We start from the raw sequence: 22,971 nt of genomic DNA, 5'->3' as shown, positions 1-22,971 counted from the left end.
ATTGCAAGTGGTTATTGTCGAAATCTCATCAAGATAGCTGATGCCCTGTTCCTGCTTCAGCAAGTCGGACCGAAGCATCGAACCACTGATCATGTTTGATACGCCACCGCTTCTTGCAGCCTCGCCAAGGCAATGGTTCAACAAGATCAACAGCGCAAGAATAGAACCCCACGTTCGCGCTCAATGCAGCCAGGCCGCTCCCCTACAACCGCAAACCGCCCTATTCTCTCACAGCGTGAATCGGCAAAAACGAATGGAAGCACGATGACCGACGAAATGTTGCAGGACGTGGCGGCGCGATGGAACGGCAATGCGGATCAATGGACGCATGACGTGCGACAGGGCTACGACACCTACCGCGAACTCTTCACCTTTCCCGCCTTCGTCGATTTTCTGCCGCCGCTTGTCGGCCTCGATGTGATCGATTTCGGCTGCGGCGAAGGCACCAATACCCGCCGCTTCGCGCAAATGGGCGCGCGCATGACCGGCATCGACCTCTCCGAGCGGATGATCGGCCATGCGCGAAAAGCTGAAGAAGATCATCCCCTAGGCATCACCTATAGGGTCTCCTCCTACAGCACCGATACCGGCTTTCCCGATGCCTCCTTCGATGCCGTCATTTCCACCATGGCGCTCATGGATGGCCCGGATTTCGATGCCACGATGCGGGAGGCCTATCGCCTCCTGTGCCCCGGCGGCTTCCTCGCCTTCAGCATTCTGCACCCGTGCTTCATCACGCCGGGCCTCGCCTGGCAGAGAAACGAGGCCGGCATCGCAACCGCACTCTGCGTCTCGCGCTATTTTGACAGCAGCACCTTCACCGAAGAATGGCGTTTCGGCAGCCGGCCGGCAGACGAAATCGTTCAACCCTTCGCTGTCCCCCGCTTCCCGCGCACAATGAGTGATTATCTGAATAGCATCGCTGCGGCCGGTTTCCGCATCGGCAAGATCGGCGAGCCGCAACCGAGCGCTCAAGCCTGCGAAGACAAGCGTTTTGCCCGCTGGCGCGACCTTGCCGCATTCCTCCTGCTCGTCATGGCCGAGCGACCCTAGATGAAATGCCCGTCGGGCGATTGCTCTTTCCTGAAGTGGCAGCTCAGGTTCGTTCAGCTTCCACGAGAATAAATTATCGCAATGTGACCGCGGTCACTATCGGAAACAGCCGCTGCTTGTATTTTGCCCCCGCTGGATGCTGCACCTACCAGCAGGAGAAGGGTCGCCGGGCCCCACTTGGTGGCCCTTCTCATACTTCGCCTGGTGGCGCGACGCCCCTAATTACCGAAACATCTCGCTCTGGCTGCCGATCCTGCCGCCTTTTCGCACGGCGGTCACCGTATCCTGACCCGGGTCGAATGGTTTATCCCCGAGCCACGACACAGTGAACAGAAGAAACGCAGCTGCCATCAGCGGCGGGCCAAGATAGACGATCAGGAGGGAATTTAGCGGTCTCATGGTGGTGTCTTTTTCTTGTTTCTTGGTTTGTCATAGAGTGATCGTCATCGGGCGCCCGTACGGATCGCGCCGATGTCGGGTGAAGCGAAGGCAACGGTCTGGGAATGCGAGGCGCTGAATGTGAGATAAAATCCCTGAGCGCTATAGTAGGCTCCCACCCACATCAGCAGGCCGAGCTGAAGCGCAATTATCAGACAGTATATCCTCATGACTTCCCTTCGATTTCAGCTTTTGAAAGCCAAAGCTTCGGACCTATTCTGCGTACATCGACACAAAATAACTTCCTTATTTTCATTGTTATCGCAAAGTGAGCCGATCTACTATTCTCAATCACACAGCAAAAGGTGGTAAAATAGGCGGAGCGGATAAAACAGGTAACATCGAAAGAATTATACTTTCCACCCCGCTGGCGGCAGCACGTTAATCCTCACGAACTCCGGCCAGCATGCTTCCGACATATCGGTGGCGGTGGGTCGCAGACCGATTGTTCGGTCAGCCACGCCAACATCGCGGAGCATGGCCACACCGACCTGCATTATCCGCTCTCATCGAGAACGGGTTCCCGCCACACAAAAAACAATCCAAAGTAGCAATCCGTCCTATAACCTGATAGAATGCCAGGTGAGAGGAGCGAGTGACCGTCATGGTAGTTTCACTTGCCTCAGAAAGAAGCGTCCAACAATATCCTGAAACCACAGCAAAACGGAGGACGACGCATGGGCGATTATAACGGCACGCCTGGAGATGATGTGTTCCGGACGAGGAGCTCTACTCTCATCATAATTCCAGAGGCGGGAATTATCTTCGAGAACAGCGATTATTACTCCGGCTACGGGGGCAGAGACACTTTTCGGATCGCGACGTCGACTTTCGACTTGCCGGACCTCCTGGAGACATCAAGCGTTATTTTCGGAGGAGCGGATAATGACAAATTGATCTTCGCTCCTCCTCACGACTTTCTCGGCCAGATCGACATCACGTTTTTCGGCGAGGCCGGAACGGATTCCGCCTATCTCAACTTTCAGCCGATGGGAGCTCTCGACGTCGATTTCACGAAGATCGGTCCGCCGGGCACCTACACATCCATCATGTACCTGACCCATGCGGACGGCAGCTACGCAGGCCAGTTCTTCATCGAACCGGACGTCGAACATGTCTCGGTCATCGGTTCGAATTTCGCTGACCGAATGATCGGCAATGCCGGCGACGATCAGCTGGATGGAAAAGGCGGGGCCGACACCTTTTTCGAAACGATGGGCAACGACACCTACATATTCGATGATACGGGTGATCGCGTCGCGATTTATTCAGGGCCGTTGCTCACCGTTCCCGATGGCGGCGTAGACACGATCTGGACGACGGTCAGCGTAGATTTGCGTGACCAGGGGCCTGTCGAAAACCTGCGTCTGAACGGTACGGCGGATATCGATGCGACCGGCAACGGCCTTGCCAACCTGATCACCGGCAATGCCGGCAGCAACCTGATCGCCGGCGGTGCCGGCAACGACAGCCTTTACGGCAAGGGCGGTGCCGACACGTTCCATTTCGATGACATGGGAGCAGCCAGCAAGGACTTCGTCTGGGACTTCGATGCAGACGACAAGATCAGCCTCGGCCCGGCCTTCGCCGGCCTCGATGTGGACAATAACGGCGTGGTGGATGCCGCCTCTTTCGAAATCGTCAACAAATGGGGTGCCGGCGGCACCAAGGCCGGTCCCGAGCTGATCTACAATTCCACAACCGGCATTCTGTCCTACGACGCCGACGGCGCCAGCACGACCCATGCTGCCCAGGACATCGCTTTCATCGGTGTGAACAAGACGTTCTTCGACAATACCGACATCCTGGTAAACAGCTCCCTGCTCGTCTGACAGCACGTCCTGTATCTGAAAACGGCCGGTTTCACCGGCTGTTTTTGCTGGGTATGGAGTATCCACCGGAAGGTGATTGAACCTTTAGCGATCTGCCTAAATCACGCGAACGAGCGCATGGTACCCTTGAGCCTGGCAGATAATAATCAGGCCGGATGCTGGGGGGAATGAAATGCGTGATTTGCTGTCAAACTTCGAAGAAGACCATCGTAGTCTCGGCTATGGTGCAGAGGCTCCAACCCATGGACATGGTTTTTCCCGGATCCATGCGGTCGCGGCGATTTTGATCCTGTGCGCGGCAATCTTCTTTATCGGAGGCCACGGACTGGTTTAGCGCAATTCCAGCAAAATTGTGCAGCGATATTGCGTCCGTCAGAACCAGAGATCGCGCACGCACCGCCCCTTGGAAGGCAGGTCGTCAAATGTTTCCAGCCCGTCGAAATGATCGATCGGCAGATCGGAAACGAGATCCGGCGGCGCCAGCCGCAGATTGACCGCCATGCGCCGGCGCCCATCCCTGTTGAGCCTCAGGCCGCGCCAGCTGAGCACGCAGGCGCAGGTCGGGCAGAACAATATTTCCAGCGACGACGTCTCCGGGCCGGTCCGTGTATAGGAACCGGTCTCGCCGCTCACGGTGATCCGCTCGCCCTCGTAATCATAGGCCCAGAGCGCTCCATAACGCCGGCAGAGCGTGCAGTTGCACGCCGTGATCGAGCCCGGATCACCTTCCAGCGTCCAGCCCGCCTTGCCGCAATGACATGAGCCGATCAGCATCAGCGCACCGTTTCATCCCTGCTTGTTCCCATAAGCCTATCCTGCCTCAATCACGCGGTGTCCGCAAACGGCGCCCGATCCAATTCTCCTCTCCGCGCTCAGCCTGACCACAGCCCTTGACTCCCACCAAAATGAGAACATAATAAGAACATTCTTGGCGCTGCGGTCGCCATCCCGACAATCCTGAACTGAAATGCTCTGCAAGGAGAATGAGAACATGCGTCCGCAACTGGCCCCAAAAACCAATGGTAATGTGATCGGAAACGAAGATTTGAGCTGGGAGGTCGAGGCCGTGCTTTCCTGGCACGACGAGGATGCCAAGGCCGCCATCGCCACGCTTCTGCAGGATTGCCGCCACCTGCGCAAACAGCTTGCGCTTGCCGAAGGCGCCATGAGCCGGGGCATGACCCGCGGCTGGCGGCCCACCTTCGACAGGTCCTCCCTTGACCGGACATGAAACACCGCCGCAGCATCGATCTCGTCGCCAGCCACGAGGAGGTCGCAACCGACAGGGAGACACTCGCCACCCTGCCGCAATGGTACGTCCTCCATGCCCGCTGCCCGGCCTGCCAGCGCGAGGCGAGGATTGACCGGCGCATGCTCGCCTACAGCTACGGCAAGGACATATCGCTGGCGAGAATCGGCCTTCGCCTGAAATGCAACGGTTGCGGCAACCGCACGGGAAACCAGCTGCTGCTCGGCAGGCTGCCGCGCGATTGACCACGTTTCCTCCCGTTTATCTCCCGGTCGAGGCAAGCAGCAGCCTTGCCGCCACCATCGCCCCGTCGGTTCGGATCGTGGGGGCGACGGCCACGGCGCGCTCGCGCATATCAGGCTGCAACGCCGCCGAAATCGCGGCGGAGAAGGTCTCAGGCGTTGGTGTCGCCCCCTCATGCGCCACGCCAATGCCGAGCGCTGCAACGCGGCCCGCCCAATAGGGCTGGTCGGCAATCTGCGCCACGACCACCTGCGGCACGCCCGCCCGGGCCGCAGTTGCCGTCGTCCCTGCCCCGCCGTGATGGACGATCGCCGCAGTCAGCGGAAAGAGCGCCTGATGATTGGCCTCGTCGATGACGAAGCAATCGCTTGCGCCCTCATCGGGCACCAGTCCGGCCCAGCCGCGCGACAGAACGGCACGCCGCCCCTGAGCGCGGATCGCCGCAAGGATCACGCCCACGGCATCCTTCAGGACGTGCATCGGCATGCTGCCGAAGCCGACATAGACGGGCGGCGTTCCATTATCGAGAAAGGCTTCCAGAGCCGCTGATAGCGGCCGTTCGTCATCGAGCATCCACGCGCCCATCTGCACCGCGTCGATCAGATCCGTCGCAAGCAGCGGCCCGATGACCGGATCGGCCGCAAGCAACGGCCGGCGGGTCAGAACGGGATCGCGCACATTATCCACCGGCGCCATACCCATCGATGCGCGCAGCCGATTGTAGGCTCCGCCGAAGATCACATTCTTCGTTTCGATATCGTAGTCCCAGAGAACCCGGTTGTCGGTCACGCCAGGCGGATGCGGCCGGCCCTTGAATTCATGCGGCTTGTGGTGATGCGACGGCAGGAAGATCGGGCAGAATGTCGCCCCGAAATAGCCGATGCCGGCCCGCTCGGCCACCAGCTGTGCCGCAGCCATTGCGGGAAACAGCCCTGCGGCGACGATGAGATCGCATCCTTCCGCAGCCGCTGACAACGCCTCGAATTGCCCTGCCAGGATGCCGGCCGCCCGTTCGGAAATACCATCGGCCGAGCGCTCTCGCGTATTGCCTTCGGCGCTCTTCATCACCTCGCTCACCCATTGCCGCACGGGCGCATTGGCCGGCGCCAGCGGCACGCCGAGCCGGTCGAGCAGCCCGGCAAATTCCGCATCCGGCGGTGCGCAGACCACCGCCTCGGCGCCTATTGTCCGCAAGGCAACCGCCAGCGCCGCCAATGGCTGCACATCTCCCCGTGATCCGTATGTGGATAGCAATACACGCATGCTCATCTCCCGATGCTGTTGATCAGGTTGAGCGTTCTACGCCCTCTTCAGGGTCTTGCCGCAAGTCCCCCCTGCGCCATATCTAGAGGCTTAGCAGGGGATGATGATGTCCCCGGCCGCCGAAATTTCCAGCGATCAGCGGCAGCCAAAGGCCGGTGTTCTAAGTCACAAACCGGCTGAGATAGGCATAGCTGCGCGCCGCAAATTCGAAGGGCAGCCGTGGATTATCGTGCTCGACGACGAAGAGCCGCGCCCCGCTCGCGACCGCCGCCTGCCACAGCGACGGCCAGACGAGCACGCCGGAGCCGACATTGGCCCAGCCGCCTTCCTCCGGATCGACATTCTCGGGCGCCTGATCCTTCACATGCACCGAGACCAGCACATTGGCATAGCGCCTTATCCATTCGACCGCATTCGGCTGGGCGCGCGCCAGCCACGCAATATCCGCCTGCCAGGTGAGCGGGCTGCCTTTGGCCGCCTCGAACATGATCTCGAAGCCGTAGCGGCCGCCAATGGTGCGGTCGAAGCCTGCCATCATGTTGTGATAGCCGAGCACGATGCCTGCTTCCTTCATCTGCTCCGCAAGCGCGCCCAGCTCACGGCCGATCCGCTGCCATGCCGCCTTCGTTTCTTTGATCGCAGAAGGCGCCGGATGCGGAACGAAGAGCTGCCCGATGCCGCACTGCTGGCAAGCATCGATAAAGCGCTGCCGCTCGCTGCGCAGCGCCTCCAGTCCGACATGAGCCGACGGTGCCGTCAGCCCGTTCCTGACAAGCCCGGCCTGAAGGATATTCGCGTCACGCAAGTGCCCTTCGAGCGGCTCGACGGCGCCAAAACCTGCACCCGCCGCCTTGTCGAGCTGCGTGCCGAGATCTCCAAGGCCGCGCATCGAATAGAGCTGTAGCGAAAGCATCGGCTTCGTCATCGCTCATCCCCAGACCGCTGTCGCCCTCGCCGGCAAGGCATCTTGACCGTTCCCTTTTATCGAATCCGAACACAGTTTCGCCTGTGTCGAGACAGATTGCGAGGGCAAAACGGCCGATATCACCCCAATGCTGACAAGGCGGGTTTCGGCGACAGCTTGCGTTTCAGGTTGACGATATGGCGACCAAAGGATCTGTCGATACGCTTCACATCGATCAGCGTCAGGTCTCCGCAGGCAGAAAATGTGTGCAGGCCGTCGGGATAACCGGCAGCGGTGAGATCGCCCGTCAACTGGGCCGGCAGATGCGCGCAGGTCACATGCGTTTCGCTGAGCAGGCTGAAGCGCAGGAAGCGCAGACCACCGCCATAACTGACGCTGCAGTCCTGGACCGGCAAGATGACCTGCCCATCGGCGCCGATAAAGGGCGTGCCGCCCGGCCGGGCGCCGGAGCGATCCACCAAAACCGGATTTTGCGGATGGGTCTTCCACGGGCCGGTCAGGCTGTCGGCAAAGGCGATATGCAGCTCGCGCTGGTCGCGCGCGCCGGCCCCGACGAGCGTGTAAAACATCCACCACTTGCCCTGATGCTCGATGAGGCAGGCCTCGGCAACGGGCATCCCGGTCAGCAGCACCGTTTCCCGCACCCAGTCATCCGGGAACGAGCGGGCGCGGTAAAGAGCGACCTCCCCCGCCTTATGGCTTTCCGGCATCATCAGCACCTCGCCCTCCTGCTCGATCAGGAAGGGATAGGAGAGATGAAAAGGCCTGGTGAGAACCACCGCTCTGCCGCGCCATTTGAGGTCCGGCCCCACCAGTTCGTGGCGCTCGATAAAGCCATGCTTGGTATGGTAATCATAGGCCTCCACGAAAACGTGCAGGCTGTCGCCCTTCCTCACGGCGAAGGGATCGGCGAGATATCGCCACGGCCCCGGGTCGGGCAGCCATGTGATGCGATCGGAACAATCCGCCAAAGTCTCGGCATCGAGCAGCGCGTCGGCACGTGCGGGCACGATGCCGACCTGCCAGAAATCACTCTTGGGCTTCAGACGCATAGATCAACCGCGGCTGATCGATGTCGGGCGCAGCCTGGACTGCGGCTCCGCGGGCAACCCGGGAATAAAAATCGAGAACATTCGCAATACCTGCCGAACGAGAGAAAGGAGCTAAGTCGTAGCCTACGCGCGACAGGCGGACAACTGGCTGTTCCCGCAATACATCGGCAAGTGCCGCGGCGAGCCCTTCGACAGAGCCGGGTGCCGCCAGTGTCACCGGATGCTCGCGCAGATATTCCGACGGGCCTTCGGCCGCCGTGGCGATGATCGGCAGCCCCTCATGCATGGCTTCGAGGATCGCAAGCCCTGCCGATTCCTCGCGTGACGGCGAGACGAAGAGATCCAGATTGCGCAGGAACCCTGGCACATTGTTGCAATGGCCGGGCAGATGGATGCGACTGTCGCCCTCGGCGAGCTTTTCCAGTGCGGCGCGATGCGGCCCCTCGCCGACGATGACGAGAGCGGCATTGTCGGGTGCCGACTGCCGGAAAGCCGACACCAGCACATCATATCCCTTGCTGAGATGCAGACGCCCGACACTGCCGACGAGCCGTGTTTCGCGCGGCAAATTCAGCTGCGCACGCAGGTCGAAGCTCTCGGCGGATTTGACATCGGGCAGCCAGTTGGAAATCAGCGTCGACTGGCCGCCGAATGTGCCGAGCCGCGTCGACTGGGCGGTGTTGACGCAGATCACCCCGTCGAGGCGGGCATGCTGCTTGGCCTTGTAGCCGACATGCAGGGTCGCGATCTTGGCGACGCTGTCGGGCGCTGCGGCAAGTGCCTTGCAGCCATGGCTGAGATGCCCATGCGCGATCTCGATCCCTGTCCTGTCCATCAGCCGCCGCAATCTCAGCCCCCGCAGAAACGGAATTGCCAAGCCGTGGAAAACAACCTCTTTCGAGAGCAGGCCAGCAATCGGCGAGCCGTATCGTCCGGCAACGTGAACCTCATGTCCGAGGGCAGCCTGCCCGTTGGCGAGATCAGCGCAGTATCGCTCCGATCCGGCGACTCTGGAGGAGAACAGGACATGCAGGATTTTCAACTTATGAGACGCTACCGGATCGGCAGCCGCATAGGCACGCGGGTGCAACTCACCCACGAAATTATTTCGAGCGTTCAAGATACACCTCAGACCGATAGCCGACCGAGTTGAGATGTTGGCGGAACACTTCTCGATAGGTTTCGGCGATGATCTACATCGGAGACCATGTGCAAACAAGACCGTGTAAGTATACAGAATCGTAAACTTTTACGCCACAGAATGACCATTTTTGGGGTAACTTGCTGAAGTAATTCTTGAAAAACTGCGGCAGTATTATGCGCGATTGTAACACCAATAAAACAGCCTGCTGAAGTGCCAAAAAAAGTCTTGAGACGAACTTTGCGGGCAACGGCAAAGCCGCCCTGGAAACCGGGGCTATCCGTTCAGGCGCCTTACTTTTTCAATGCGTAGTTGATTCTGCGGACCGTCTCAGCGATGCGGATCGCATAGGTCGGCAATCGCCTCCACCAGGGAAATTTGGTGGCCTTGTAGACGGACCGTGTCCCGATATTCGAGCCGCCCTCTTCCACGACGGTCACATTCTGGCGGGTCGTGTAGACCTGCGCTCGGGATGCCCAGCCGCGCTCCAGTTCGATATCCCAGGGAAACCGCATGACGCCGACCGTCTGGAGGAGCTTCAGGGCACCCATCCGCGTCACCGCATAGCAGGCCGCCGAGCCTTGCGGACCATGCGTTGCCCGCCCGATCTCATCGCCGACAGCAGAGGTGGCGACAGGCTTGAAGCCGACGATGCGGTGATTGAAGAGCTTGATCACATCGGCACCGGGCACCGCTGCAAGTGCCGCCTCGGCGCGCACAACGAGGTCGTGGGACAAAATGATATCGTCCTCGACGATGAGGCAGGCGGCCTCGCCCGTTTCCAGAAAGGCCGCGAGCACCTTCAGGTGGCTCCGGTAGCAGCCATACTCGCCCGGCAGCATGGTCCGGCCATTGTTGCGCTGGAAGGCGCGCTCGTCCCAGGCTGTGCGCTGATCTGCGGCAACCTCCCGCCCATCGACGCCGGCAATGCGAACGAGATCGAACTGCAGAGTCTTGGCCTGATCGGACAATGCATTCCACCGATCCGTGGACCGGTCGAGATTGATCACATAAATGCAGGTCGTCATCGTCCAACCGTGGTTCTGCAGCTCAAAGCAGCCAGGCCTCCCCCTGAGGCCAAGCTTCCCGGCAAAAAAGGCTCGCCTAGCACTTCCCTCGCCTGCTGTGCAACCTGTCGTCGTCGCATGACAGCAATGTCGGTGACGAATTTCTCGTTCGGCTAAAGGCAAGCCCAAGACCGCGATGACATCAGCTTGAATTGCTGCCCCGGAGCCTCTAGCACTTGTACCCTATCGATCAGCCCTTCAGGACGCATAGCTTGCCAGCCTTCCCCTTCTCTTTAGAGGATCCCATCCAGCATCATGGCCCGCTCCCAAAGACATCCGACGTCGTCATCATCGGCGGCGGCGTCATCGGTGTTTCGACGGCGCTGTTTCTGGCCAAGCGCAATATCTCCGTGACACTCATCGAGAAGGGACGCATCGCGGCCGAACAGTCCTCCCGCAACTGGGGCTGGATCCGCAAGCAGGGCCGCGATGCCGACGAGCTGCCCATCGTCATCGAGGCCTGTCGCCTCTGGAAGGAGCTCGTGGCAGAATGCGGCGAGGATATCGGGCTGAACCAGACCGGCGTCACCTATCTCGCAAACTCGGACAAGGAGATGGCGGGCTTCGAGACCTTCATGAAGCTCGCGGGCACCTACGACCTTGATACCCGCCTGCTCGACAGCGCGCAAACGGCTTCCCTCTTCAAGGGCATGTCCCGCAAATTCGCCGGCGCCATGACGACGCCGTCGGACCTGCGCGTCGAGCCATGGCTCGCCGTGCCTGCCCTTGCCCGGCTCGCCGCCCGTCTGGGCGTCACGATCATCGAAAACTGCGCCGCACGTACCCTTGATATTGCCGCCGGCAAGGTGAGCGGCGTGTGGACCGAAGCCGGCCGCATCGAGGCCTCGACCGTGCTCGTCGCAGGCGGCGCATGGTCGTCGCTCTTCCTCAGAAACCACGGCGTCTCCATCCCGCAGCTCGCTGTCCGCGCAACCGTGGCCGCAACCGAGCCCCTGGCCGAAGTCCACGCGGGCGCTGCCGCTGGCGCAGACGTCGCCTTCCGCCGCAGGCAGGATGGCGGCTACACGCTGGCGCCGAGAGATCATCGCCTCTATCTCGGCCCCGACGCCTTCCGCCACGCCACGAAATATATGCCGGCGCTCATGGCCCACCCCTTCGGCACCCGCTATTCGCCCGCAGCCCCCGAAGGCTTCCCGGACAGCTGGTCGACCCCGCGCAACTGGACGGCGGATAGCGAGAGCCCGTTCGAACGGATGCGCGTCCTCAACCCCGCCCCCGAGCAATCCAGCCTCGATGCGATCAGCCGCAATTTCCAGCGCCTCTTCCCGCAATTCGAAACCGTCCGCCTGAAGACGACCTGGGCCGGCATGATCGACGCGATGCCCGACATCGTGCCGATCGTCGACCGCGTTGACGTCATCGCCGGCCTCTTCGTCGCAACAGGCATGAGCGGCCACGGCTTCGGCATCGGCCCAGGCATCGGCCGCGTGGTCTCCGACCTGATCCAGGGCAACGCGCCCGGCCACGATCTCAACCGCTTCCGGCTCTCACGCTTCAGCGACGGAAGCCGCATCCGGCCGGGGCCGGCGATCTGAGTGATCTCTGCCCTTCCTCGGCATTCGGCCGGGTCAACCTAATAGAATGTCAGCCGAAAATTAAGCTCCGGTCGGCGTCTCGATCAAATCTGGCGCCCTCAGGCTTCGAAGGAAAAATCAGCAGGATCGTCAGCGCCAATCCCCCGAGGTAGGGTATAAGCATGATAAGGCACCACCATCCCCGAAAATTCGCATCGTGTAACCGACGCACAGTCGCGCTGATATTCGGTATCATGAAAAACACGGCATAAATTGCCAGCCACGCAAAGGTGGGTACAGATTCAGGGAGCCTGAAAAATCCGCTAACGAATCCCAGAACAAATCCGATCGGTATGGAGAGCAAAACATTTGCAAGGATGAAAAGCCAATAGGCTTTTCGGCCAAGCCGGCATGAAAACTTCAGACCATCCTTATAAACATCAGTGAAGTAATGCATTGTGCTTGCCCCTCAGCTTGATACAACCCATGCATTTATTTTATTCGGAAGCAATCGCAAACCCCAAAGCAAGCTGGCCGGATCTAAAGCCAGGGCGGTGCACATTTATATTGCCCGAAAGGACTTTCTATGAGTGCGAGACGCTGGTTCTTCTATCTCTGGCTTTTGATCGCTCTTGTATGGGTCGCCATTATCGGAGTGATTGGTTGGCCGGCGATCGTGGAGGATTACGGATGGGCCGAAAACAAACAACTGGAGCACGATCGACCAACTGAATTGCCGGTGCGATGCGAGCAAGCCCGCGGAGTCATCCACTTCAATTATGAGATACGCGAGGCGGCCGAACCTTGGAACCGGGACGAATACGAAACACCGTCACAAGCGTGCTGGTATGACGAGCGGCATTTCAGAATACTATGGCCCGAATACAAGGATATGCCTCTCGCAGACCTTTTGACCCAGCAATATCAGTCGCTGGAATGGTCGCAGCAATTCCACGGCGATCCCTATTTTTTTACCAAACTGGCGGTGGTCGTCGCTGTTATTCCGCCTTTAGCGCTGTTTGCGGTCGGGAGGCTGTTTGCGTGGATGTTCGTTCACGCCAGGCGCCTCGTCAGGCTTTCAAGGAACTTACCCTGAACATGAGAGTGATAAAAAACCGACATCACTGTATTCCGGGCAAACACCACGCCCCTTAACCCACTACGGCCTCTTCGCGATAAAGACTGACGTCGTCATATTCCGTGTGACGACGCCGCCAAAATCGCTTCGTGCCAGCTCTTCAAGCGCATTGAGCAACGCCTCACGCACTTCCGCCGGCAACGCCACGACATTCGAGTAGGTGGCATAGAGCCGCCGCACTGCGGGCGGATCAAGCGTCAGCGTCCACTCGAACATGACAGGTGGCTCGCAACAGAATGAGGCCTCCTCAAAATCCCTGAGTCGGGCCTCGCTGTCGAGCCCGTAAGGTGTCTTCGTCGTTCCCCCACCGGAGGGGCTTGGGCGATGTCCGGTAAAGAGATGCGCACTCGCCTCATGAAAGGGATCGGGCCGGATGCTGTCGCCAAAGACATTCCAGATCAAAGCAACCGCGCCGCCATCGCGAAGCAAAGCATGGATACGCCGCAGCGCCGGAACGGCATCCAGCCAATGAAATGCCGTCGCGCTGACGGCAAGATCGTAGGACTGCGGAGCCTCATCCAGGTCTTCGAAGGCTTGTTCGACTACCTCGAGTTCGGGGCGACGCAGCCGCGCACGCAGGAATTCCGCAAGCCGCCTGTCCGGCTCGACGGCCAGCAGCCGCTGCGGCTCGTGTTCAAGAAGATGTTCCGTGGCAAGCCCGGTCCCTGCACCGATCTCCAGTATCGAGATACCGGATCGCAACCCGGCCCTCTGCCGCAGCACATCCCACACCGCCGGCGGATAAGGCGGCCGGGCTAAGTGATAGTTTTCAGGGCTCAATCCAAAGGCTTGCCGGCCGAAGGAACGGGCAAGGGTGTCACCGGACATGGCGATCTCCGCGCTGATCGGCGTAGACCTATCCCATTCCGCAGGAAAGCGCACCCATTAAACAAGCAGCGAAACCACGCCGCTGGCTATATCGTAGCGCGCCGCGACGACCCTAAGTTTGCCCTCCTTGGCAGCACCTGCAATGACCGTGGAGCTTCGGCTGATCAGCGTCGCCTGCATCCTGGCATTGGCATCGATGGCCGCCTCAAGATCGTTGCCTGCGGCATTCACCGCAGGCCAGATCGGCGCATAGAGGGCGCCGATCTGGCCTGGCACGGCCTTGCCGTCGATGGTGGCCTTCACCGCGCCGCAATTGCTGTGGCCGAGCACCATCAAAAGCCGGGCTCCGAGAACGGCAACGCCATATTCGAGGCTGGCGATGATCTCAGGCGTAGCGATATTTCCGGCAACACGCACGACGAAGAGCTGGCCGATGCTCTGGTCGAAGACAAACTCCACCGGCACGCGTGAATCGGCGCAGGAGAGCACCGCCGCGAAAGGCTCCTGCTTTTCCGCCGTCTTCGCTTTAAGGATCGAAAGGTCCTCATTGAGAGACTGGAGGCGCCCCTCGATGAAGCGCCTGTTTCCGTCCATCATCGCCTTCAGCGCATCATCGGGCGCCAGGGTGCTCTGTGCCGATGCCGGCTCGGCGGATGAGGCGACAGCCCCGGCCGTTACTGCCGCCACACCTCCCAACGCACTGCACAGGAAGCGGCGGCGCCCTGGATCGCCAGGTCCATCGGGACAGCCGCCGCAGCCGCAAGCCACGCGGGGTCTTTGCGTAAAACCATGCATCTTTCCCTCCCAAGATTGACAGGCCGAAACCCGAGCCCCCGCTTCCGCATGGCAACGCGAGCACCCGCCTTGTGCAAGTCGCCCAAACGGGTGAGGTGCGACCGATCTTTGCCCCGCGCTTCACGCGTGGGGTGATCTACCAGAATATTTCGCAACGCGAACGGCTCGAAGCCATCAACGGCTTGTCCTCATAATGCCCCCTGATGCATCGAAAGACACATCGGGGAGATGGGGAGCAAGCCAATGACACCAGCAATCATTTTATTGCTGTTTACATCAGGCATCGCCGGTGGCGTGATCAATGCGCTCGCCGGCGGCGCCACGCTGCTCACCTTCCCCGCCATGCTCGCAGCCGGCCTGCCGCCCGTCACGGCCAATGCCTCGAATGCGGTGGCGATCGTGCCGGGCCATCTGCTCGCCGTCCTCGCCGACCGCCGCAAGGTACTGCCGCTGGATGCCAGGCTCTGGTCATCCGTCCTGGTCTGCCTGATCGGCGGCGCCATCGGCGCGCTGCTGCTGCTTGCTTTGCCCGAGCGGCTCTTCGTCCTGCCCGTTCCAGCCCTGATCGGCATCGCCACCCTGCTCTTCCTCTTCTCGCCCCGCATCGCCGCCTGGGCCGAGGCACGGCGCGGCGATGCCGAGCCTTCGCGCGGTCTCGGGCTTTCCGTCCTCGGCCTTTCGTCGATCTATGGCGGCTTCTTCGGCGCCGGCCTCGGCGTCATCCTGACGGCGGTTCTCTCGATTGCCGATCCCGACGATATCCGCCGGGTAAAAGCCCTGAAAAACCTGCTCGCCACCTCGGTCAGCATGGCGGCGGTCGTCATCTTCATCGCCAAAGGCGCCGTCCACTGGCCCGAAACGCTGACGATGCTGTCCGGCGCCCTGGTGGGCGGCTATCTCGGCGGTTACCTCGTGCGCGTGCTGCCCGCCACCATCGTCCGCTGGTTCGTCATCCTCACCGGCGCCGTCATGACGGTCGTTTATGCCGTCAAATATTGGAGCTGAGGCCGGCACCTATCTTCACTTCCGCAGCCACAGCCGCTTCAACCCTTGCCACCGTTTCACGAGGCGGATCACGACAGGCGGCGGGATCTTCGTGGTGTCGGCCATCGTCCCCTGCCTCGTGACGGGAGACCGGGGATCGAGCAGGAAGGCCACCATCACGCAGGCGCTCGTTGCCTCCACGATCAACATCTCATCCGACAGCAGCAGACCTTGCTCGCCCTCACCAAACGCCTGCCCGCCGGCGAGAACCACGCCGCTGAACACATAGAAATATAGGTCGCACCCCTGCTTATGCGGGAAGTCCACCCGCACGCCAGCCTCCAGCCGGATATCGAAGAAATCGATCCGGTTGCGCACGAAAAAGGGCGCATCGCCCCCTTCCGGCCCGACAAGGTGCCGCCAGCGATTGCGCATGATTTCGGGCATTGCCCCATACTGGATGCCGGGTTCGAGATCGACAGCATCGGGCCGCACGAGGATCTGCAGCATGCGCAGCGGCGGATCGGAGGCCAGCGTTTCCTCGGAGTGCCAGAAGCTGCGCCCGGCATTCATCACCATCAGATGCCCGCTGTCGCAAACCAGCCGGCCACGGGCTCTGTCTTCATGGCGCATCACGCCTTCAGGCACCCAGGAGATGATCTCGTCATTGCGGTGCTCGTGCATGGCGATCAGCCGGCCCGGATGCAGGATGGATTCGACCACCATCGCCAGCGGCCCATGCCCATGATCAACAGGCTTCGGCTTCACCCATCCCGGCATGTTGATATGCGTGACAAACCCTCCCATGTCGCGCACGACGAAGGTTCGTTCCCCCTTGAGCAGCATCGCATCCTCCTTGCCTGCAAGCAGTGACGATACCGCTCCATTAGCGCCCCGATACCGTCAGAGGTCAATGAAGCGGCCTGCTATTGACCTCGCCCGCCCCGGCCTTAAATGCCTGCGCCGTACTCGCAGCAAGGAAACCCATCGTGAGCAATGACAACACAATCCCGTTCCGGCGCCCTGATGCCCTCGCCAGATTTGCGAAGTCCCCTCTCGTCGCAGCCCGCTATGGCGGCGCGGAGGAAGCGCGGCTCTCGGCATTCGAGACGGAGCATGAGGTCAGTCTTTCCGATGGCTATCGCGATTTCCTGATGCGGGAAAACGGCCTTGACTATCACATCCCCCACACCACCATCGCCACCCTGCCCGCAGAGGCGCAGCGCGATGCCTTCGTTCTCTCCGACATCAACACGCTGTTTGGCATCGGCAACGGGCATCCGTATTTCGATCTCGAGGAACTCGCCCCGGCCATGGATTTCCACGACTACGGTTTCACTCCCTTCGCACATGTCGTCGGCCTCGGCGGCGACTTCTCCACCCTCGTCGAAATCACCGAAGGCAAACATACAGGCGCGATCATGTACACCGATGGCGAGCTCTTCCATGGCATGCGCAGCGACGGCATCGCCGGAAAATCCACTGACGAAGCGATCGATTATTTCATCGAGAGCGGTTACTACTACCCGATCGCGACGAACCTCTCCGACCTCTTCGAAAAATATGCCCGGCTGACCTGAGGCTTCGCACCGTTCCGATCATTCCCACAAATACAAAGCCCTCGGCGACCGATATCAGACTTCCCGCGCTTTCCGATATCGGCCAATTTCAAGCTTCGATAGCAACGCGGCAACAGCCTCATCCACGCCCTGCTTCGCAGTGTCGATGACGATGGGACTCGACCCCCAATCCTCATAGTCGCGTGCAGTCACCTCTTCCCAGAGAGGCTTTACCAACCCCGGAACATCGCTTGCCCGCGTTTCCACCCGTCGGCGATGTTCAATCCGGTCCGAGCAGATGATTTCTATCTCGACGGCCGGCACGCCCGATCGCGCAGCAACCGACAACCAGGCGTCTCGCGTCACCTTCAAGGGATTCACCGAATCCGCGACGACGATATTACCGAGCGTGAGATTGTCTTCGGCAATCCCGTATCCGACCATGTAGCCTGCCGGGCCGACCTCCGAGCTCAACATGCCCGAAGCCCGTATGTTCTGTTCGAGCGTATCGATACGCAGATGAACGGCCCCAAGCTCCTTCGCCAGCGCACGCGCAGTCGTCGTCTTCCCCGAACCCGGCAAACCGCCGAAAATGATCAGCATGAATTGGCACCTCCCGTTTCTGATGGACTTCATGAATCCGATTTTTGCGCATCCGTCGCGCCCGAGCTAGCCAGAATATCATCGAGCGCCCGGCGGCGAGCCCGGGCGTGGGACAATCGCCACCGAACTGCGTCGTCCGCGCCATCCCCTTCCTTGATGTCGAGATCGACCGGGCTTACCGGTTCGCCGGTCTTCTGGTCGATAAAGCCCCAGCGTATCTCCGCGCCCGTCTTGCGATTGACGAAGGTCATGGGCGGCCCCGAAGCACCTGACATGCCGAGGCTGTCGCCGATCTGGGCGAGCACCGGCATGATGGGCGCGATCTGCCAGCCCTTCCGGGTGAGGATATATTCGAACCTTTCCGGATTCACCTGATAACGCCGCCGCTCGATAAGACCATTGGCCTCCAGATGCTTCAGCCGGTCGCTGAGCGTCGCATTGGTCACGCCCGACGACTGGCGAAAATCCTCATAGCGGCTGAGGCCGCAGACGAGATCGCGCAGGATCAGCAAACCCCACCGATCGCCGATCGCCGCCATGACGCCGGCGATCGAGCAGACCATCCCATCGAAACCCTTCGAACGCATCGAACTCCTTCCCGGCCCCGCGATATCGACGAGCGCCTCTCATCATGAGAGCCACTTTAGTTTGCCGGAATGATTGGTTCAAGAAAGCTCGGCAGCGACCGGACCTGCGACAAACCGTACCGCCAAATCGCTTGCCGCATAGTAACTCTCATTATAAGAGTTAGTGATGTCATTGGAGAGTGACATGCTCTCATGACCGCAGCCATGCGCGTCGATGCCTAATCCAGATCAGGCGCCGATCGCTTCACCGGTTTCGCCAAAACGGGAGGATCTCACATTGGCGCTGAACACCACCGCTACCTCCATTACCCCGACACTTGCCTTCGCCGGCAGCGCAGTGGCTACAGGCCTCTGGTTCGCTGCCCTTGTCACAATACCGGAGCTTCAACGCTCTGACCTCTCCGTGATCGTCGCTCGTATCGCCGTGCATCTCATCGTGCTCGGCGGCACATGGGCAGGATTGTCTCGCACGTCGCTGACGGCATCGGAACGGACATGGACCTGGCTGGCCATCGCCGTTCCGCTCACCCTCTGGCATGGCGCGGCCTGGATTATTGTCGCCGATGGCCTTCTCCTGCCCGGAGCGGTTTCAATCCCCTTGCTGCCGCTGATGATCGTCGTGCCGACGGCTATCGTTATCACGCTCCTGTCGCGCTCGGAGCGGATCGGTGTGCTGCTCGATGCCATGCCCGCCAACTGGCTGATCGGCCTCCAGGCCTACAGGGTGATCGGCGGCGTCTTCCTCGCCAACTGGCTGGCCGGGACGACACCGGGCGTTTTCGCCCTTCCCGCCGGCACGGGTGACGTGATCACAGGGCTGATGGCCTTGCCGACGGCCGTACTGCTTGCAAGCGGCCGGCCAGGAAGCGCCCGGGCGGCTCTGTTCTGGAACCTCTTCGGCATAGCCGATCTGGTCGTAGCGGTCACGCTGGGCGCCCTTACCACGCCCGGCCCCCTGCAGCAGCTCGCCCTCGATCATCCCAATCTGACGACCGGCACCTATCCCACCGCCATCATTCCGGCCTTCACCGTCCCCACGTCCCTCGTCCTGCACGCCCTGTCGCTGCGCCAGTTGCTGAGAAGAACGGGTCCAGTGGCGAGAGCTGCTGCCTAAAGCCTCGCGTCAAAAATCCTGTCGCCGATTTGAGCTGGCCCCAGTTCCGAGATCAATTCGGCGACGGCTTGATCCACATTCAGCACCGCACTGTCGATCACTATGGGTCTCTGCCCCCAATCGTCATAATCGCGCGTGACAACCTTCTCCCAGCTCGGATTTATCAGCCCCGGAATATCGCTTGCCCGCGTCTCGACCCGCCGACGATGCTCAACCTTGTCCGAACAGACGATTTCGATCTCGACGGCCCGCGCACCCGCCCGCGCAGCGACCGAGAGCCACGCATCACGTGTTATCGTCAGGCTGTTCACAGAATCCGCAACGACGGTATTGCCGAGCGTCAGATTGTCTTCGGCAAGGGCATATCCAACCAGATATCCCGCCGGTCCGACCTCCGATCTCAACATGCCGGAATCCCGCACTGACTGTTCGATCGTATCGATGCGAAGATGGACGGCCCCAAGCCGCTTCGCCAAGGCCCTCACAATCGTCGTCTTCCCACTGCCTGGCAAACCGCCGAAAATGATCAGCATGAATAGGCAACTCCCTTGAAACCACGCTCAAATCGGAACGCTGAGCCCCACCTTGATTCGATCCATGGCAACGAATGTCCGAAACCGCTTCACATTGTTGTTGCCGAAGAACAGGCGCCGCGTCAGCGCTTCGTAATCGGCCATCGAAGACACGATAATGACGAGTACGAAATCGGCCTCTCCCGTCACGTAATAGCATTGCTGGATTTCCGGCGCGGCAGCGAATTCGCGCTTGGCCTGCTCGATCTGCTCCGCCGTCTCGCTGATGACCTCCACTTCCACGAAAATGGTGATCGCCTGGCCGACGGCAGCTGGATCGATGACGGCGACATTGGCGCGGATCACGCCCTCTTCCGTCATGCGCTTGATGCGCCGCTGCACCGCCGGGGCGGAGAGATTGACGGCCTCGCCGATCGTGCGCTGCGGCATGGTATTGTCGCGCTGCAGGATGTCCAGGATCTTGCGGTCGAAGGCATCGAGTTGTGCCGGCATGTGGGGCTCCACGAAACAAACTTGCAAAACAAGGGCCAAATATCAGCGCCTTTTTCGTGGCTGCCGCAATATGTTTCCGCCGGACAGCAAGCGAGGCGCAAATGTTCATCCTCAACAGCAATGCCGACTATAGACACCCGCTCGCGTCAGGTGATGCGGAAACGCTTGGTCTTGCGGCAGCGGAAGGCGTGGAGCGCCACCTGCGCTATCGCGAAAACCATGCCGAAACGCCGCTCATCTCCCTGTCCAGCCTTGCCGCGGCATCCGGTGTGGCCGCCATCCATGTGAAGGATGAGGGCCAGCGTCTCGGCCTCGGCAGCTTCAAGGCGCTGGGCGGCGCCTATGCCGTCATCCGCCTCATTCTCGAGGAAGCCGAAGTTAGGCTTGGGCGGCCGGTCGACATGGCCGAGCTGCATTCGCCCGTCGTCAAAGAGATCGCCGAAACCATGTGTTTTGCCTGCGCCACCGATGGCAATCACGGCCGCTCGGTCGCGCAAGGCGCCGGCCTCGTCGGCGCGCGGGCGGCGATCTTCATCCACGCCGGTGTGAGCGACGAGCGCGTCGCGGCGATCGCCCGCTTCGGCGCCGAGATGATCCGCGTCGCCGGAAGCTACGACGACTCCGTGAAGGAGGCCGCACGCGTCGCCAAGGAGCGCGGCTGGACCATCGTCTCCGACACGTCCTGGCCGGGTTACGAGCGCATCCCCGGTCTCGTCATGCAGGGTTACACAGCGCTGGTGTGCGAGGCGCTCCGGCAGTTGCCGGCGCCGCCGACGCATGTCTTCATCCAGTCCGGCGTCGGCGGCATTGCCGCTGCCATTGCCGGCCATCTGGCGATTGCGCTCGGCGATGCCAGGCCGGTCTTCACCGTCGTCGATCCTGCTCGCGCCGCCTGCCTGTTCGAAACCGCTCGCGCCGGCCATCCGGTCACTGTGCCGCATGCCGAACCGACCGTCATGGCGATGCTCGAATGCTACGAGCCGTCGCTGGTCGCCTGGCGCATCCTGTCGCGCGTGGCCGATGCCTTCATGACCGTCGATGAGGAGCATGCGATCTCCATCATGCGGCGCCTTGCCAATCCCCTGGGTGGCGATCCCGCCATCGTCTCCGGCGAAAGCGGCGGTGTCGGCCTTGCCGGTCTCCTGAAGGCGCTCGCCGATCCCGAGGCGAAGGCCGCCCTTTCCCTTGGCCCGGATTCGCGCATCTTCGTGGTGAACACGGAGGGTGCCACCGACCCCGGCCGATATCAGGAGATCGTCGGGCGCTCGCCCGATGAAGTCCTGTCGCGAGGTGCAGCATGAGCAACACATCCATCGATGCATCGCGGCTTCTCGGCCGGCTTGCCGAACTCGGCGCGATCGGCTGCGATGCGGATGGCAGGCTGGTCCGCCTTGCCGCCTCCGACGCGGACAAGCTCGGCCGCGACCGCCTCGTCGCCTGGATCGAAGCCGCCGGACTGGAACTCGCCATAGACCGGATCGGCAACATCTTCGGCATCTGGGCGCCCGATAGTACGCAGGATCGCGCCCCGCTATTGCTCGGCTCGCATATCGATACCGTCATCGACGCCGGCATCTATGACGGCTGTTACGGCGTGCTCTCGGCGCTCGAAGTCATCGAAACGCTGAAGGCATCAGGCTTCGCGCCATCCCGCCCCATCGCCGTTGCCGCCTTCACCAATGAGGAAGGCGTACGCTATGCACCCGATATGATGGGCTCGCTCGTCTATGCCGGCGGGCTCGATGTGGAAACGGCGCTTGCGACGAGAGGAACGGACGGGTCACTGCTCGGTGATGAGCTGAAACGCATCGGCTATGCCGGCGAGAAGGAGCCCGGTTTCCTGAAGCCGCACGCCTATATCGAACTCCATATCGAGCAGGGCCCGGTGCTGGAGCGCGAAGGCCTGTCCCTTGGCGCAGTCGAGAACTTGCAGGGCATTTCCTGGCAGCGCGTGACGATCGAAGGTGACGCCAACCACGCCGGCACGACGCCGATGACGATGCGCCGCGATGCCGGCCATGCGAGCGCCCGCGTCATCACCTTCCTGCGCGAGCGCGCCATGGCATCGAACACGCAGACGGTCGCGACTGTCGGCTGCCTGGAATTCCAGCCGAACGCCATCAACGTCATCCCCTCGAAGGCGATCTTCACGGTCGACCTGCGCGACCCGGACGAGGATCGGCTGAAAGAGGAAGAGGCAGCCCTTGCCCGCTTCCTCGAAAGCCTGTCGGCCGAAGAGCAGGTTACGATCTCGGTGGAGCGGCTCGCCCGCTTCGAGCCGGTCAAATTCGACGAAGGAATCGTCGCCACGATCGAGGCAGCCGCCAGGGCACGCGCGCTCCCCTGCAGGCGCATGACCTCGGGTGCGGGCCGCGATGCCCAGATGATCGCCCGCATCGCGCCATCTGCCATGATCTTCGTGCCGAGCAAGGGTGGTATCAGCCATAATCCCCGGGAATTCACCTCTCATGACGATCTCGTCGCAGGCGCCGACGTCCTGCTCGATGTCGTCAGCACGCTGACGCAGGAGGAATAGAAAA

General features: G+C 61.1%; 27 protein-coding genes. 12 read left to right on the top strand and 15 right to left on the bottom strand.

Annotation, left to right across the window (positions count from 1 at the left end):
* Nucleotides 1-264: 264 nt before the first annotated feature.
* A complete protein-coding gene (locus H4W29_RS18080; protein ID WP_192730132.1) occupies nt 265-1,053 on the top strand; it encodes a class I SAM-dependent methyltransferase in 789 nt (262 codons plus the stop codon).
* 222 nt (nt 1,054-1,275) lie between these two features.
* Here the strand turns inward: H4W29_RS18080 and H4W29_RS18075 are convergent, their stop codons facing one another.
* Nucleotides 1,276-1,452 carry a hypothetical protein gene (locus tag H4W29_RS18075; protein WP_192730131.1) on the bottom strand — a complete coding sequence of 59 codons (177 nt, stop codon included), beginning with the start codon at nt 1,450-1,452 and terminating at the stop codon, nt 1,276-1,278.
* Between the two features lie 932 nt (nt 1,453-2,384).
* Between H4W29_RS18075 and H4W29_RS18070 the strand changes: the two genes are divergently transcribed.
* Both H4W29_RS18070 and H4W29_RS18065 read left to right on the top strand, forming a co-directional pair.
* The gene (locus tag H4W29_RS18070) at nt 2,385-3,323 is read left to right on the top strand and encodes a calcium-binding protein (protein WP_192730130.1); all 939 of its coding nucleotides are present in this window, start codon (nt 2,385-2,387) and stop codon (nt 3,321-3,323) included.
* Between the two features lie 172 nt (nt 3,324-3,495).
* Complete coding sequence (locus H4W29_RS18065; protein ID WP_192730129.1) at nt 3,496-3,657, top strand: hypothetical protein; 162 nt, start codon at nt 3,496-3,498, stop codon at nt 3,655-3,657.
* 38 nt (nt 3,658-3,695) lie between these two features.
* Here H4W29_RS18065 and H4W29_RS18060 read toward each other — a convergent pair whose 3' ends face one another.
* A complete protein-coding gene (locus tag H4W29_RS18060; RefSeq protein WP_192730128.1) occupies nt 3,696-4,097 on the bottom strand; it encodes a GFA family protein in 402 nt (133 codons plus the stop codon).
* 217 nt (nt 4,098-4,314) lie between these two features.
* Here H4W29_RS18060 and H4W29_RS18055 point away from each other — a divergent pair, with 217 nt between their 5' ends.
* Nucleotides 4,315-4,554, top strand: coding sequence for a hypothetical protein (locus tag H4W29_RS18055; RefSeq protein WP_192730127.1), 240 nt, complete (start codon nt 4,315-4,317; stop codon nt 4,552-4,554).
* Nucleotides 4,551-4,817 carry a hypothetical protein gene (locus H4W29_RS18050; RefSeq protein WP_192730126.1) on the top strand — a complete coding sequence of 89 codons (267 nt, stop codon included), beginning with the start codon at nt 4,551-4,553 and terminating at the stop codon, nt 4,815-4,817. The genes H4W29_RS18055 and H4W29_RS18050 overlap by 4 nt, the downstream gene beginning before the upstream one ends.
* 16 nt (nt 4,818-4,833) lie before the next feature.
* Here H4W29_RS18050 and H4W29_RS18045 read toward each other — a convergent pair whose 3' ends face one another.
* The 5 genes from H4W29_RS18045 to H4W29_RS18025 all read right to left on the bottom strand — a co-directional run bounded on the left by H4W29_RS18045 (nt 4,834) and on the right by H4W29_RS18025 (nt 10,224).
* Complete coding sequence (locus H4W29_RS18045) at nt 4,834-6,078, bottom strand: glycosyltransferase (protein ID WP_192730125.1); 1,245 nt, start codon at nt 6,076-6,078, stop codon at nt 4,834-4,836.
* 160 nt (nt 6,079-6,238) lie between these two features.
* Nucleotides 6,239-7,003 carry a sugar phosphate isomerase/epimerase family protein gene (locus H4W29_RS18040; protein WP_192730124.1) on the bottom strand — a complete coding sequence of 255 codons (765 nt, stop codon included), beginning with the start codon at nt 7,001-7,003 and terminating at the stop codon, nt 6,239-6,241.
* Between the two features lie 119 nt (nt 7,004-7,122).
* Nucleotides 7,123-8,055, bottom strand: coding sequence for a glucosamine inositolphosphorylceramide transferase family protein (locus H4W29_RS18035; RefSeq protein ID WP_192730123.1), 933 nt, complete (start codon nt 8,053-8,055; stop codon nt 7,123-7,125).
* On the bottom strand, nt 8,033-9,154 hold the full coding sequence (locus H4W29_RS18030) for a glycosyltransferase family 4 protein (RefSeq protein WP_312872308.1): 1,122 nt from the start codon (nt 9,152-9,154) through the stop codon (nt 8,033-8,035). Before H4W29_RS18030 ends, H4W29_RS18035 begins: the two co-directional genes overlap by 23 nt.
* A 335-nt stretch (nt 9,155-9,489) precedes the next feature.
* Nucleotides 9,490-10,224 carry a glycosyltransferase family 25 protein gene (locus H4W29_RS18025; protein ID WP_192730122.1) on the bottom strand — a complete coding sequence of 245 codons (735 nt, stop codon included), beginning with the start codon at nt 10,222-10,224 and terminating at the stop codon, nt 9,490-9,492.
* Nucleotides 10,225-10,475: 251 nt separating this feature from the next.
* Here H4W29_RS18025 and H4W29_RS18020 point away from each other — a divergent pair, with 251 nt between their 5' ends.
* Complete coding sequence (locus tag H4W29_RS18020; RefSeq protein ID WP_192730121.1) at nt 10,476-11,819, top strand: NAD(P)/FAD-dependent oxidoreductase; 1,344 nt, start codon at nt 10,476-10,478, stop codon at nt 11,817-11,819.
* 49 nt (nt 11,820-11,868) lie between these two features.
* On the opposite strand, the gene H4W29_RS18015 is transcribed toward H4W29_RS18020, so the two are convergent.
* On the bottom strand, nt 11,869-12,255 hold the full coding sequence (locus H4W29_RS18015) for a DUF805 domain-containing protein (RefSeq protein ID WP_192730120.1): 387 nt from the start codon (nt 12,253-12,255) through the stop codon (nt 11,869-11,871).
* Between the two features lie 129 nt (nt 12,256-12,384).
* On the opposite strand from H4W29_RS18015, the gene H4W29_RS18010 reads away from it, so the two are divergent.
* Nucleotides 12,385-12,894, top strand: coding sequence for a hypothetical protein (locus H4W29_RS18010; RefSeq protein ID WP_192730119.1), 510 nt, complete (start codon nt 12,385-12,387; stop codon nt 12,892-12,894).
* 63 nt (nt 12,895-12,957) lie between these two features.
* Here H4W29_RS18010 and H4W29_RS18005 read toward each other — a convergent pair whose 3' ends face one another.
* Both H4W29_RS18005 and H4W29_RS18000 read right to left on the bottom strand, forming a co-directional pair.
* Nucleotides 12,958-13,764, bottom strand: coding sequence for a class I SAM-dependent methyltransferase (locus H4W29_RS18005; protein WP_192730118.1), 807 nt, complete (start codon nt 13,762-13,764; stop codon nt 12,958-12,960).
* Between the two features lie 57 nt (nt 13,765-13,821).
* A complete protein-coding gene (locus H4W29_RS18000; RefSeq protein WP_312872307.1) occupies nt 13,822-14,451 on the bottom strand; it encodes a carbonic anhydrase in 630 nt (209 codons plus the stop codon).
* A 351-nt stretch (nt 14,452-14,802) separates the two neighbouring features.
* Between H4W29_RS18000 and H4W29_RS17995 the strand changes: the two genes are divergently transcribed.
* On the top strand, nt 14,803-15,564 hold the full coding sequence (locus H4W29_RS17995) for a sulfite exporter TauE/SafE family protein (RefSeq protein ID WP_192730116.1): 762 nt from the start codon (nt 14,803-14,805) through the stop codon (nt 15,562-15,564).
* A 15-nt stretch (nt 15,565-15,579) separates the two neighbouring features.
* Here the strand turns inward: H4W29_RS17995 and H4W29_RS17990 are convergent, their stop codons facing one another.
* A complete protein-coding gene (locus H4W29_RS17990; protein WP_192730115.1) occupies nt 15,580-16,389 on the bottom strand; it encodes a pirin family protein in 810 nt (269 codons plus the stop codon).
* A gap of 143 nt (nt 16,390-16,532) precedes the next feature.
* On the opposite strand from H4W29_RS17990, the gene H4W29_RS17985 reads away from it, so the two are divergent.
* A complete protein-coding gene (locus H4W29_RS17985) occupies nt 16,533-17,123 on the top strand; it encodes an SMI1/KNR4 family protein (protein ID WP_192730114.1) in 591 nt (196 codons plus the stop codon).
* A 54-nt stretch (nt 17,124-17,177) separates the two neighbouring features.
* Here H4W29_RS17985 and H4W29_RS17980 read toward each other — a convergent pair whose 3' ends face one another.
* Complete coding sequence (locus H4W29_RS17980; RefSeq protein WP_192730113.1) at nt 17,178-17,705, bottom strand: P-loop nucleotide/nucleoside kinase family protein; 528 nt, start codon at nt 17,703-17,705, stop codon at nt 17,178-17,180.
* 29 nt (nt 17,706-17,734) lie between these two features.
* Nucleotides 17,735-18,292: a winged helix-turn-helix transcriptional regulator gene (locus H4W29_RS17975; RefSeq protein ID WP_192730112.1), complete on the bottom strand. Its 558-nt coding sequence runs from the start codon at nt 18,290-18,292 to the stop codon at nt 17,735-17,737.
* Nucleotides 18,293-18,569: 277 nt separating this feature from the next.
* Here H4W29_RS17975 and H4W29_RS17970 point away from each other — a divergent pair, with 277 nt between their 5' ends.
* Nucleotides 18,570-19,406: a DUF8737 domain-containing protein gene (locus tag H4W29_RS17970; protein ID WP_192730111.1), complete on the top strand. Its 837-nt coding sequence runs from the start codon at nt 18,570-18,572 to the stop codon at nt 19,404-19,406.
* On the opposite strand, the gene H4W29_RS17965 is transcribed toward H4W29_RS17970, so the two are convergent.
* A complete protein-coding gene (locus H4W29_RS17965; RefSeq protein WP_192730110.1) occupies nt 19,403-19,939 on the bottom strand; it encodes a P-loop nucleotide/nucleoside kinase family protein in 537 nt (178 codons plus the stop codon). The genes H4W29_RS17970 and H4W29_RS17965 overlap by 4 nt on opposite strands.
* A gap of 27 nt (nt 19,940-19,966) precedes the next feature.
* Nucleotides 19,967-20,431 carry an Lrp/AsnC family transcriptional regulator gene (locus tag H4W29_RS17960; protein WP_192730109.1) on the bottom strand — a complete coding sequence of 155 codons (465 nt, stop codon included), beginning with the start codon at nt 20,429-20,431 and terminating at the stop codon, nt 19,967-19,969.
* A 101-nt stretch (nt 20,432-20,532) separates the two neighbouring features.
* On the opposite strand from H4W29_RS17960, the gene H4W29_RS17955 reads away from it, so the two are divergent.
* Together H4W29_RS17955 and H4W29_RS17950 are read left to right on the top strand one after the other, a co-directional pair.
* Complete coding sequence (locus tag H4W29_RS17955; protein WP_192730108.1) at nt 20,533-21,732, top strand: diaminopropionate ammonia-lyase; 1,200 nt, start codon at nt 20,533-20,535, stop codon at nt 21,730-21,732.
* Nucleotides 21,729-22,967, top strand: coding sequence for a Zn-dependent hydrolase (locus H4W29_RS17950; protein WP_192730107.1), 1,239 nt, complete (start codon nt 21,729-21,731; stop codon nt 22,965-22,967). Before H4W29_RS17955 ends, H4W29_RS17950 begins: the two co-directional genes overlap by 4 nt.
* The last annotated feature ends 4 nt before the right edge of the window (nt 22,968-22,971 follow it).

The organism is Rhizobium viscosum, assembly GCF_014873945.1.
GTDB classification, from domain to species: domain Bacteria; phylum Pseudomonadota; class Alphaproteobacteria; order Rhizobiales; family Rhizobiaceae; genus Rhizobium; species Rhizobium viscosum.
Note: the sequence above shows the minus strand (reverse complement) of the source record. Positions and strands in the feature narration are given on the sequence as shown.

Excerpts from the sequence above, each read along its gene's own strand:
- H4W29_RS18060 (WP_192730128.1), bottom strand. The coding sequence starts at position 4,097 with ATGCTGATCGGCTCATGTCATTGCGGCAAGGCGGGCTGGACGCTGGAA.
- H4W29_RS17960 (WP_192730109.1), bottom strand. The coding sequence starts at position 20,431 with ATGCCGGCACAACTCGATGCCTTCGACCGCAAGATCCTGGACATCCTG.
- H4W29_RS17965 (WP_192730110.1), bottom strand. The coding sequence starts at position 19,939 with ATGCTGATCATTTTCGGCGGTTTGCCAGGCAGTGGGAAGACGACGATT.
- H4W29_RS18050 (WP_192730126.1), top strand. The coding sequence starts at position 4,551 with ATGAAACACCGCCGCAGCATCGATCTCGTCGCCAGCCACGAGGAGGTC.
- H4W29_RS17990 (WP_192730115.1), bottom strand. The coding sequence starts at position 16,389 with ATGCTGCTCAAGGGGGAACGAACCTTCGTCGTGCGCGACATGGGAGGG.
- H4W29_RS17975 (WP_192730112.1), bottom strand. The coding sequence starts at position 18,292 with ATGCGTTCGAAGGGTTTCGATGGGATGGTCTGCTCGATCGCCGGCGTC.
- H4W29_RS17950 (WP_192730107.1), top strand. The coding sequence starts at position 21,729 with ATGAGCAACACATCCATCGATGCATCGCGGCTTCTCGGCCGGCTTGCC.
- H4W29_RS18035 (WP_192730123.1), bottom strand. The coding sequence starts at position 8,055 with ATGCGTCTGAAGCCCAAGAGTGATTTCTGGCAGGTCGGCATCGTGCCC.
- H4W29_RS18045 (WP_192730125.1), bottom strand. The coding sequence starts at position 6,078 with ATGCGTGTATTGCTATCCACATACGGATCACGGGGAGATGTGCAGCCA.
- H4W29_RS18055 (WP_192730127.1), top strand. The coding sequence starts at position 4,315 with ATGCGTCCGCAACTGGCCCCAAAAACCAATGGTAATGTGATCGGAAAC.
- H4W29_RS18080 (WP_192730132.1), top strand. The coding sequence starts at position 265 with ATGACCGACGAAATGTTGCAGGACGTGGCGGCGCGATGGAACGGCAAT.
- H4W29_RS17955 (WP_192730108.1), top strand. The coding sequence starts at position 20,533 with ATGTTCATCCTCAACAGCAATGCCGACTATAGACACCCGCTCGCGTCA.
- H4W29_RS18010 (WP_192730119.1), top strand. The coding sequence starts at position 12,385 with ATGAGTGCGAGACGCTGGTTCTTCTATCTCTGGCTTTTGATCGCTCTT.
- H4W29_RS18015 (WP_192730120.1), bottom strand. The coding sequence starts at position 12,255 with ATGCATTACTTCACTGATGTTTATAAGGATGGTCTGAAGTTTTCATGC.
- H4W29_RS18075 (WP_192730131.1), bottom strand. The coding sequence starts at position 1,452 with ATGAGACCGCTAAATTCCCTCCTGATCGTCTATCTTGGCCCGCCGCTG.
- H4W29_RS18005 (WP_192730118.1), bottom strand. The coding sequence starts at position 13,764 with ATGTCCGGTGACACCCTTGCCCGTTCCTTCGGCCGGCAAGCCTTTGGA.
- H4W29_RS17980 (WP_192730113.1), bottom strand. The coding sequence starts at position 17,705 with ATGCTGATCATTTTCGGCGGTTTGCCGGGTTCGGGGAAGACGACGACT.
- H4W29_RS18065 (WP_192730129.1), top strand. The coding sequence starts at position 3,496 with ATGCGTGATTTGCTGTCAAACTTCGAAGAAGACCATCGTAGTCTCGGC.
- H4W29_RS18025 (WP_192730122.1), bottom strand. The coding sequence starts at position 10,224 with ATGACGACCTGCATTTATGTGATCAATCTCGACCGGTCCACGGATCGG.
- H4W29_RS18040 (WP_192730124.1), bottom strand. The coding sequence starts at position 7,003 with ATGACGAAGCCGATGCTTTCGCTACAGCTCTATTCGATGCGCGGCCTT.
- H4W29_RS17995 (WP_192730116.1), top strand. The coding sequence starts at position 14,803 with ATGACACCAGCAATCATTTTATTGCTGTTTACATCAGGCATCGCCGGT.